The organism is Enterobacter cloacae complex sp. 2021EL-01169 (assembly GCF_020733125.1).
In the GTDB taxonomy this organism is placed as follows: domain Bacteria; phylum Pseudomonadota; class Gammaproteobacteria; order Enterobacterales; family Enterobacteriaceae; genus Enterobacter; species Enterobacter roggenkampii.
Map to the genome: position 1 here is coordinate 161,773 of NZ_JAJFTC010000009.1, position 6,437 is coordinate 168,209.

Here is a 6,437-nt window from a genome sequence, read left to right on the forward strand (position 1 = left end):
GAGATATGGATGAAATCACTGTTTAAAGTAACGCTGCTGGCGACGACGATGGCTGTTGCGCTGAACGCGCCGCTGTCATTCGCTGCTGATACTGCTGCGAAGCCTGCTGCCACTGCAGACAGCAAAGCAGCGTTCAAAAATGACGACCAGAAATCCGCCTACGCACTGGGCGCATCTCTGGGTCGTTACATGGAAAACTCTCTGAAAGAACAAGAGAAACTGGGCATCAAACTGGATAAAGCTCAGCTGATCGCAGGCGTTCAGGACGCATTTGCCGATAAGAGCAAGCTGTCTGACCAGGAAATTGAACAGACTCTGCAGGCGTTCGAAGCGCGTGTGAAGGGCGCCGCGCAGACTAAGATGGACGCGGACGCTAAAGACAACGAAGCGAAAGGCAAAGCCTACCGCGATGCCTTCGCTAAAGAGAAGGGTGTGAAAACCTCTTCGACTGGCCTGGTATACAAAGTTGAGAAAGAAGGCACCGGCGATGCACCTAAAGACAGCGACACGGTTGTCGTGAACTACAAAGGTACGCTGATCGACGGTAAAGAGTTCGATAACTCTTACACCCGTGGTGAGCCGCTCTCCTTCCGTCTGGATGGTGTGATCCCTGGCTGGACTGAAGGTCTGAAAAACATCAAGAAAGGCGGCAAGATCAAGATGGTCATCCCACCGGATCTGGCCTATGGCAAAACCGGCGTTCCGGGGATCCCTGCCAACTCTACGCTGGTCTTTGACGTAGAGCTGCTGGACATCAAACCGGCACCGAAAGCGGATGCCAAGGCAGACGCACCGGCTGACGATAAAGCCGCTGCTGCTAAGAAGTAATGCTGAAAAAAAACCGCCGCCTTTAAGGCGGCGGTTTTTTATTGTGGGGCAGATATAATTAACACTGGAAAGCGTTAGGCACGCTGTATTAATTTAGTTGTCCGTGTAGATAATGAGCCTGCCCTGAAAACCTAACGACAGGCTCCTGAAAAGGAGTGTTTTTTTCATGTCCAGGTCGCTTTTAACCAACGAAACCAGTGAACTTGATTTGCTGGATCAACGTCCTTTTGACCAGACCGACTTCGATATTCTGAAATCCTATGAAGCGGTAGTGGACGGGTTAGCGATGCTCATTGGCTCCCACTGCGAAATCGTATTGCACTCCCTGCAAGATCTGAAGTGTTCCGCCATCCGCATTGCGAATGGTGAGCATACTGGCCGTAAAATTGGCTCGCCAATTACCGACCTTGCATTGCGTATGTTGCATGACATGACCGGCGCGGACAGCAGCGTCTCCAAATGCTATTTCACCCGCGCCAAAAGCGGCGTGCTGATGAAATCAGAAACCATCGCGATTCGAAACCGCGAGCATCGTGTTATTGGGCTGCTGTGCATCAACATGAACCTTGATGTGCCTTTCTCGCAGATCATGAGCACCTTTATTCCACCAGAAACGCCGGATGTTGGCTCTTCTGTTAACTTTGCCTCTTCCGTCGAAGATCTCGTCACGCAGACGCTTGAGTTCACCATTGAAGAGGTGAATGCCGACCGCAGCGTCTCGAACAACGCCAAGAATCGCCAGATCGTGCTCAATCTCTATGAAAAAGGGATTTTTGATATTAAAGACGCTATCAACCAGGTGGCCGATCGTCTCAACATCTCCAAGCACACGGTCTACCTCTATATTCGCCAGTTCAAAAGCGGTGATTTCCTGGGACAAGACAAGTAATGCGTTTTGCGTTAATGGTGACAGGCCCGGCGTACGGGACTCAGCAGGCCAGCAGCGCGCTGCAGTTTGCGCATGCGCTGCTGGCAGCCGGACATGAGCTGGCGAGCGTCTTCTTCTATCGGGAAGGGGTGTATAACGCGAACCAGTTTACGTCGCCGGCGAGCGATGAGTTTGATGTGGTGCGCGGCTGGCAGGCATTAAACGAAAAGCAGGGCGTAGAACTGCACATCTGCGTGGCGGCGGCACTGCGCCGCGGCGTGACCGATGCAACCGAAGCCGCCCGTCTTGGTTTGTCGGGTTCTAACCTGCAGCCCGGTTTTTCGTTAAGCGGTTTGGGCGCGCTGGCACAGGCGGCGCTCACCTGCGACAGAGTGGTGCAATTCTGATGAAGCGCGTGGCATTTGTTTTTGCGTCTGCGCCGCACGGGAGCGCTTCTGGCCGCGAAGGGCTGGATGCGTTACTTGCGACGTCCGCGCTGACCGAAGATATCGGCGTCTTCTTTTTAGGGGACGGTGTGTTTCAGCTTCTGGCGGGTCAGCAGCCACAGGCCATTCTGGCGCGGGATTACATCGCTACGTTTAAAGTGCTGCCGCTGTATGACATTGAAACCCTTTATGTCTGCGCCGACTCGCTGGCCGCTCGCGGTTTGGATGAGAAGACGCCTTTCGTGCTGGATGTGACCGTCGTCTCTTCTGCGGCATTGCGCGAACACCTTTCCCACTACGACACCGTTCTGACTTTCTGAGGCTGCCATGCTCCATACTCTGAGCCATTCACCATGGCAATGTGATATCGACGCGTTACTGAGTATGCTGCGCGACGGTGATGACCTGCTGCTGATTCAGGACGGCGTGCTTGCCGCACTTGAAGGCAGCCGCTTCGTTGAAATGCTCACGAATGCCCCCATAACAGTTTCTGCGCTGAAAGACGATCTGGATGCGCGGGGTCTTTCTGGTCAAATTTCAGCCAAAATTGACGTGGTTGGCTATACTGATTTCGTCAATCTTACTGTGACGCACGCCAGTCAAATGAACTGGTGATTTGAGATCGCTGTATATTTCTTGACACCTTTTCGACGTAGCCCTAAAATTTCGCGTCCTCATATTGTATGAGGTCGTTTTATTACGTGTTTACGAAGCAAAAGCTAAAACCAGGAGCTATTTAATGGCAACAGTTAACCAGCTGGTACGCAAACCACGTGCACGCAAAGTTGCGAAAAGCAACGTGCCTGCGCTGGAAGCCTGCCCGCAGAAACGTGGTGTATGTACTCGTGTATATACCACCACTCCTAAAAAACCAAACTCCGCACTGCGTAAAGTATGCCGTGTGCGTTTGACTAACGGTTTCGAAGTGACTTCCTACATCGGTGGTGAAGGTCACAACCTGCAGGAGCACTCCGTGATCCTGATCCGTGGCGGTCGTGTTAAAGACCTTCCGGGTGTTCGTTACCACACCGTTCGTGGTGCGCTGGACTGCTCAGGTGTTAAAGACCGTAAGCAGGCTCGCTCCAAGTACGGCGTGAAGCGTCCTAAGGCTTAATGGTTCTCCGTTAAGTAAGGCCAAACTGATTTATCTTAATGTCATACTAAACTCTTTGAGTTTTGGACAATCCTGAATTAACAACGGAGTATTCCCATGCCACGTCGTCGCGTCATTGGTCAGCGTAAAATTCTTCCAGATCCGAAATTCGGATCAGAACTGCTGGCAAAATTTGTAAATATCCTGATGGTAGATGGTAAAAAATCTACTGCAGAAGCAATCGTATACAGCGCGCTGGAGACCCTGGCTCAGCGTTCTGGTAAAAATGAACTGGAAGCTTTCGAAGTCGCTCTCGACAACGTTCGCCCAACTGTAGAAGTTAAGTCCCGCCGCGTTGGTGGTTCTACTTATCAGGTTCCAGTTGAAGTTCGTCCGGTTCGTCGTAATGCCCTGGCAATGCGTTGGATCGTTGAAGCTGCTCGTAAACGCGGTGATAAATCCATGGCTCTGCGTCTGGCGAACGAACTTTCTGATGCTGCAGACAACAAAGGTACTGCAGTTAAGAAACGTGAAGACGTTCACCGTATGGCAGAAGCCAACAAGGCGTTCGCACACTACCGTTGGTAATCCCTTCGGAGTCTTAGTCACCAGGCGGGCGCTTCAGAGAAGCCGCCCGCTCTGGGTAACTTAACTGAACGCCTAAAGATATAAACGAGGAATCAAATGGCTCGTACAACACCCATCGCACGCTACCGTAACATCGGTATCAGTGCGCACATCGACGCCGGTAAAACCACTACTACCGAACGTATTCTGTTCTACACCGGTGTAAACCACAAAATCGGTGAAGTTCATGACGGCGCAGCCACCATGGACTGGATGGAACAGGAGCAGGAGCGTGGTATCACTATCACCTCCGCAGCGACTACTGCATTCTGGTCAGGTATGGCTAAGCAGTACGAACCGCATCGCGTAAACATCATCGACACCCCAGGGCACGTTGACTTCACCATCGAAGTAGAACGTTCCATGCGTGTTCTTGACGGCGCGGTAATGGTTTATTGCGCAGTTGGTGGTGTTCAGCCACAGTCTGAAACCGTATGGCGTCAGGCGAACAAATATAAAGTTCCACGCATCGCGTTCGTTAACAAAATGGACCGTATGGGTGCTAACTTCCTGAAAGTTGTTGGTCAGATCAAAACCCGTCTGGGCGCGAACCCTGTTCCGCTGCAGCTGGCAATTGGTGCTGAAGAAGGCTTCACCGGCGTTATCGACCTGGTGAAAATGAAAGCCATCAACTGGAACGATGCAGACCAGGGCGTTACCTTCGAATACGAAGATATCCCAGCTGCAATGCAGGACCTGGCTGACGAATGGCACCAGAACCTGATCGAATCCGCTGCTGAAGCTTCTGAAGAGCTGATGGAGAAATACCTGGGTGGTGAAGAACTGACTGAAGAAGAGATCAAAAAAGCTCTGCGTCAGCGCGTTCTGAACAACGAAATCATCCTGGTAACCTGTGGTTCTGCGTTCAAGAACAAAGGTGTTCAGGCGATGCTGGATGCGGTAGTTGACTATCTGCCATCCCCGGTTGACGTTCCTGCGATCAACGGCATCCTGGACGACGGTAAAGATACCCCGGCTGAGCGTCACGCAAGCGACGAAGAGCCATTCTCTGCACTGGCGTTCAAAATTGCTACCGACCCATTCGTGGGTAACCTGACCTTCTTCCGCGTTTACTCTGGTGTGGTTAACTCCGGTGACACCATCCTGAACTCCGTGAAAGCGGCGCGTGAGCGTTTTGGCCGTATCGTACAGATGCACGCTAACAAACGTGAAGAGATCAAAGAAGTTCGTGCGGGCGACATCGCTGCAGCTATCGGTCTGAAAGACGTGACCACTGGTGACACCCTGTGTGACCCGGATCACCCAATCATTCTGGAGCGTATGGAATTCCCAGAGCCGGTAATCTCCATCGCAGTTGAACCAAAAACCAAAGCTGACCAGGAAAAAATGGGTCTGGCTCTGGGCCGTCTGGCGAAAGAAGACCCATCATTCCGCGTATGGACTGATGAAGAATCTAACCAGACCATCATCGCTGGTATGGGTGAACTGCACCTTGACATCATCGTTGACCGTATGAAGCGTGAATTCAACGTTGAAGCGAACGTGGGTAAACCTCAGGTTGCTTACCGCGAAGCGATTCGCGCGAAAGTTACCGACATTGAAGGTAAACACGCTAAGCAGTCTGGTGGTCGCGGTCAGTACGGTCACGTTGTGATCGACATGTACCCACTGGAGCCGGGCTCTAACCCGAAAGGTTACGAGTTCATCAACGACATCAAAGGTGGTGTAATTCCTGGCGAATACATCCCAGCCGTTGATAAAGGCATCCAGGAACAGCTGAAAGCGGGCCCTCTGGCTGGCTATCCGGTTGTTGACATGGGTATCCGTCTGCACTTCGGTTCTTACCACGACGTTGACTCCTCTGAACTGGCGTTTAAACTGGCTGCGTCTATTGCCTTTAAAGAAGGCTTTAAGAAAGCAAAACCAGTTCTGCTTGAGCCAATCATGAAGGTTGAAGTAGAAACTCCTGAAGAGAACACCGGTGACGTTATCGGTGACTTGAGCCGTCGTCGCGGTATGCTGCGTGGTCAGGAATCCGAAGTAACTGGCGTTAAGATCCACGCTGAAGTTCCGCTGTCTGAAATGTTCGGATATGCAACTCAGCTGCGTTCTCTGACCAAAGGTCGTGCATCATACACCATGGAATTCCTGAAGTATGATGATGCGCCTAACAACGTTGCTCAGGCCGTTATTGAAGCCCGTGGTAAGTAATCCACAGGATTAAAACCTAAGTCCCGTGCTCTCTCCAGAGGGGAGAGCACTATAGTAAGGAATATAGCCGTGTCTAAAGAAAAATTTGAACGTACAAAACCGCACGTCAACGTTGGTACTATCGGCCACGTTGACCATGGTAAAACTACCCTGACTGCTGCAATCACTACCGTTCTGGCTAAAACCTACGGTGGTTCTGCTCGTGCATTCGACCAGATCGATAACGCACCAGAAGAAAAAGCTCGTGGTATCACCATCAACACTTCCCACGTTGAATACGACACCCCGACTCGCCACTACGCACACGTAGACTGCCCAGGCCACGCCGACTATGTTAAAAACATGATCACCGGTGCTGCGCAGATGGACGGCGCGATCCTGGTTGTTGCTGCGACTGACGGCC

At 51.7% G+C, this 6,437-nt stretch carries 9 protein-coding genes; all 9 read left to right on the plus strand.

What is annotated here, in order from left to right; genetic code table 11:
* Positions 1–9 precede the first annotated feature (9 nt).
* Positions 10–828: an FKBP-type peptidyl-prolyl cis-trans isomerase gene (gene fkpA, locus LLF79_RS19755; protein ID WP_008503008.1), complete on the plus strand. Its 819-nt coding sequence runs from the start codon at positions 10–12 to the stop codon at positions 826–828.
* Positions 829–994: 166 nt separating this feature from the next.
* Positions 995–1,717 (plus strand): transcriptional regulator, encoded by a 723-nt coding sequence (locus LLF79_RS19760; protein ID WP_227880240.1) that lies wholly within the window; start codon positions 995–997, stop codon positions 1,715–1,717.
* Positions 1,717–2,103, plus strand: coding sequence for a sulfurtransferase complex subunit TusD (tusD, locus tag LLF79_RS19765; RefSeq protein WP_023294706.1), 387 nt, complete (start codon positions 1,717–1,719; stop codon positions 2,101–2,103). The genes LLF79_RS19760 and tusD overlap by 1 nt, the downstream gene beginning before the upstream one ends.
* Positions 2,103–2,462, plus strand: a complete 360-nt coding sequence (tusC, locus tag LLF79_RS19770; RefSeq protein WP_008503006.1) for a sulfurtransferase complex subunit TusC — start codon at positions 2,103–2,105, stop codon at positions 2,460–2,462. The genes tusD and tusC overlap by 1 nt, the downstream gene beginning before the upstream one ends.
* 7 nt (positions 2,463–2,469) lie before the next feature.
* A complete protein-coding gene (gene tusB / locus LLF79_RS19775; RefSeq protein WP_008503005.1) occupies positions 2,470–2,757 on the plus strand; it encodes a sulfurtransferase complex subunit TusB in 288 nt (95 codons plus the stop codon).
* 124 nt (positions 2,758–2,881) lie between these two features.
* Positions 2,882–3,256 (plus strand): 30S ribosomal protein S12, encoded by a 375-nt coding sequence (gene rpsL / locus LLF79_RS19780; protein ID WP_000246815.1) that lies wholly within the window; start codon positions 2,882–2,884, stop codon positions 3,254–3,256.
* A 96-nt stretch (positions 3,257–3,352) separates the two neighbouring features.
* Complete coding sequence (rpsG, locus tag LLF79_RS19785) at positions 3,353–3,823, plus strand: 30S ribosomal protein S7 (protein WP_004106370.1); 471 nt, start codon at positions 3,353–3,355, stop codon at positions 3,821–3,823.
* Positions 3,824–3,919: 96 nt separating this feature from the next.
* Entirely contained in the window at positions 3,920–6,034 is a 2,115-nt protein-coding gene (gene fusA / locus LLF79_RS19790) for an elongation factor G (RefSeq protein WP_021242224.1), read from the plus strand.
* Between the two features lie 69 nt (positions 6,035–6,103).
* Positions 6,104–6,437, plus strand: a 334-nt coding sequence (locus tag LLF79_RS19795; RefSeq protein ID WP_227647127.1) for a GTP-binding protein, incomplete at its 3' end; no start/stop codon positions are given.